Genomic DNA, 3,277 nt, shown 5'->3' on the forward strand with positions numbered 1-3,277 from the left:
CTTGCTTTAACGATAGTTGCGATGCCCTACCAGTCTCAGAAGATATCTACCCCACTCAATCCGAATGCCAGCACATGTTAGCGCGAATTAAAGAGCGTAGGCCCAACGTTGTGCTCATGTGCGGCGAAGTCTATCGGTAACTCGTTTTAACCCCACCACGGACTCACAGAAACGGATTTCACTATCTGGAGTTCAGCATGAGCGACTCATTCGAAAAGTGGCTCAACGCGCCTATCGGCCCTAACGGTGAACAACGCCGCTACGTCCTCAGCATACCCCGTCAACACTTCGCTAAAACAGTATGGAACGATTGCGAGAAAGCAATCAAAGGGAAACGGACTTCATCTAAATAACTGGAGATTCCCTATGACTATTTCAATGCTCCCTGTCGAGCGTAAATTCCCGCTGCCCGCTGAATTAACGGGCCGTATTAATGACCTTATTCACGAATATGAAGGTGAGATAGGACTCAGTGAAGTGCTTGGCGTGCTGGAGATAGTCAAGTTTGGATTGCTAAACCAACAAGCAAATGAGGTGGCGTAATGTGCGATGAAATTGACAAGGCCCAAGAGCTTGAATCTCTGAACATAGAAATCGGTATTGCTAATCGCAAGCCGGCAATGGCATTCACTGGATTCTGCCACTTCTCAGAGTGTCGCCAGCCAATAACTAGAGGCTTGTTCTGTGACGAAGGATGTCGTGACGACTTCGAAATTGATGAGCGCAGGAAAGGGAGAGCGGCGTGACGGCTTATTACAACGAAATAGACCCATACGCAGCCCAGTGGCTGAGAAACCTTATCAAAGCCGGTCATATCGCACCTGGCTATGTTGACGAGCGGAGTATTGTTGATGTTAAACCAGAAGACCTTACAGAGTTCACCCAGTGCCACTTCTTCGCCGGCATTGGAGTTTGGTCATACGCATTGCGACAAGCAGGATGGCCCGATGATAAGCCAGTCTGGACTGGCTCCTGTCCCTGCCAGCCTTTCAGTGCTGCCGGCAATCAACTTGGAACAGCAGACGAGCGACACCTCGCCCCTGTGTGGCTCAATCTCATCAGAGAGCAAAAACCTGCAATCATTTTTGGAGAGCAGGTTGCGGCTGCAATTGGAAAGCACTGGCTCGACGATTTATTCGATGAACTGGAAAAACAAGAGTACGCCTGCGGGGCGGCAGTATTGCCAGCTTGTAGCGTCGGTGCGCCGAACATCAGAGAGCGGTTGTTCTGGATGGGCTACGCCAACAACAAGGGGTTACAAGGATATGGGCAATCTGAAAAACTCATTCTTTCGAAAGGACGGGAGATTTCGGGGCGACACACTCTATCGACAAATGTGGCTGCACACATTTGGGCTGCATGGGAGTCCGACAAAGGAGCAGATGAAAGAGTTAGAATCATTCCATCCAGTTATGGCGAGGCTTCTCATGGGGATACCTCTGTCGTGGGACGACTGCGCGCCTACGGAAACGCCATCAATGCTGAAGCGGCAAAAGCGTTCATAGAGTCATATATGGAGGCTGTAGCATGAGTGACATTAAGCATCCAGCAATTCGTTATCACGGCGGTAAGTTCAGATTGGCGCCGTGGGTTATCAGCCACTTTCCCGCCCACACTCATTATGTAGAGCCATTCGGTGGCGCTGCATCAGTTTTACTGAGGAAAGAGCGGAGCTACGCAGAGGTATATAACGATTTAGATGGCGACGTAGTTAATCTCTTTTTAGTTCTGCGCGATTTGACACTGCGTGAATGCCTTATCGAGTCATTGATTCTGACCCCCTACTCTCGCGACGAATTTACAGGCGCATACGGCGAAGCAGAAACGATGGTCGAGAAGGCGCGGAAATTAGTAATCAGAGCAACAATGGGATTTGGTTCTGCCGGCGCAACAAAAGGAACAACCGGTTTTCGACTAGATACCAAGCGCAGTTCTGCAACCGCTCAGCACTTGTGGGCAAGGATGCCTGAAAACTTAGCGGCAGTTGGCCAGAGATTCGAAGGTGTCCTGGTAGAGAATCGCGATGCAGTCCAATGCATGCTAGACCACGACACAGTTTCAACGCTTCACTTTGTTGACCCGCCATACGTCCATGATACCCGCGTCATTTCATCCCGATACTACCGCCATGAAATGGATAATGCCGCCCACTTAAACCTGCTCGATACCGTGAACAAGCTTGAGGGTATGGTCGTGCTTAGCGGCTACAACACGGATATGTATAACGACATTCTTGGCGGCTGGGCAAAGCAGGAAAAACAATCATCGGCAGCCGGACGAAAAGGCTCGGTTAAGCGCCTTGAGTGCCTGTGGCTGAGTCCTAATGTTTTATCTGGGAGTAAAGCAGCATGAAACTACCAAAAATATCAGACGGCGTATGGTTCTTTGTCGTCATCATCACATGGGCGGTGCTGGCAACTATTTACACGATTGAGAATGAAGCTGTTATGGGGATGTTCGGATGATGCATTGGACGATTTTATCTGGCTCCGTCAGTGATTTCATCGGTGCGCCTCACTGGGCCAAACGACTATGCGTTCAGCGCGGGACCGGTCAGAAACTCTGGTGGGATGGAATGCGGAAATATCAAGACAAGGATCAGTTGCTTAATGCTTACACATCTGACTTTGATGAGTGTGTCGATATTCTGGCAGAGCGTAGGCTTGTACCTACTAAAGAGGTTGCGCCGAAATGGAAACAACAATAGAGAACGCTATCAGGTCAGTAGCTCGATGTTGCAGAACGGAAATAATAGAAGCCACGGACGGCAAACCAACTTCAAAGCACGACAAACTCATCACCGAAATCCTCGACCGCCACGCAAAAAAATCACCGCCCTACCCCCTAACACTTTTCCAGCTAAGCGCTGGCTGAGTTACTTCGTTCGTCAGATTGATAAAGAGATAAGAGGTCAGCTATGAATGATATCCGGCTTGATGATGAGTTATTCGACTTACCACAGGCCGCCGCATACCTGCGAAAATCCCCGCGAACCGTCCGATCACTAATAAAAAATAAGCGACTAAAAGCGGGCAAGAGCGGAGCTAATGGCGGCGGCAGTTTTGAAATTCTGAAATCAGCATGTCTTGAATATATCCACAGCAACCAACACAATCAGGCCGTGAATGCAGAAAACGGCCAAGCAGAGAAGGAATCTGTATGGCGCTCAAACAAAGGTACGGAAAGTGGTACTGTGATTTCGTTCGCCCGAACGGGGAGAGAGTTAGGCGCTGCCTTGGTACGGCAGACAAGAAACAAGCGCAGGAGCTCTTCGATC

The 3,277-nt window shown here is 49.6% G+C and carries 6 protein-coding genes; all 6 read left to right on the forward strand.

Translation table 11 applies throughout. The features are described from left to right. Window positions 1-197 precede the first annotated feature (197 nt). Complete coding sequence (locus BN68_RS24040) at window positions 198-353, forward strand: hypothetical protein (RefSeq protein ID WP_019212800.1); 156 nt, start codon at window positions 198-200, stop codon at window positions 351-353. 13 nt (window positions 354-366) lie between these two features. Next, on the forward strand, window positions 367-543 hold the full coding sequence (locus BN68_RS24185; RefSeq protein ID WP_019212801.1) for a hypothetical protein: 177 nt from the start codon (window positions 367-369) through the stop codon (window positions 541-543). Between the two features lie 199 nt (window positions 544-742). Beyond that, window positions 743-1,531, forward strand: a complete 789-nt coding sequence (locus BN68_RS19145) for a DNA cytosine methyltransferase (RefSeq protein ID WP_019212803.1) — start codon at window positions 743-745, stop codon at window positions 1,529-1,531. Next, a complete protein-coding gene (locus BN68_RS19150; protein ID WP_019212804.1) occupies window positions 1,528-2,352 on the forward strand; it encodes a DNA adenine methylase in 825 nt (274 codons plus the stop codon). The genes BN68_RS19145 and BN68_RS19150 overlap by 4 nt, the downstream gene beginning before the upstream one ends. A gap of 109 nt (window positions 2,353-2,461) precedes the next feature. After that, window positions 2,462-2,707 carry a hypothetical protein gene (locus BN68_RS19155; protein ID WP_019212806.1) on the forward strand — a complete coding sequence of 82 codons (246 nt, stop codon included), beginning with the start codon at window positions 2,462-2,464 and terminating at the stop codon, window positions 2,705-2,707. Window positions 2,708-2,917: 210 nt separating this feature from the next. Beyond that, a partial coding sequence (locus BN68_RS24625) for a helix-turn-helix domain-containing protein (protein WP_019212807.1) occupies window positions 2,918-3,277 on the forward strand: 360 nt, incomplete at its 3' end.

The organism is Yersinia massiliensis CCUG 53443 (genome assembly GCF_000312485.1).
GTDB lineage: Bacteria > Pseudomonadota > Gammaproteobacteria > Enterobacterales > Enterobacteriaceae > Yersinia > Yersinia massiliensis.

Excerpts from the sequence above, each read along its gene's own strand:
- BN68_RS24040 (WP_019212800.1), top strand. The coding sequence starts at position 198 with ATGAGCGACTCATTCGAAAAGTGGCTCAACGCGCCTATCGGCCCTAAC.
- BN68_RS24185 (WP_019212801.1), top strand. The coding sequence starts at position 367 with ATGACTATTTCAATGCTCCCTGTCGAGCGTAAATTCCCGCTGCCCGCT.
- BN68_RS19150 (WP_019212804.1), top strand. The coding sequence starts at position 1,528 with ATGAGTGACATTAAGCATCCAGCAATTCGTTATCACGGCGGTAAGTTC.
- BN68_RS19155 (WP_019212806.1), top strand. The coding sequence starts at position 2,462 with ATGATGCATTGGACGATTTTATCTGGCTCCGTCAGTGATTTCATCGGT.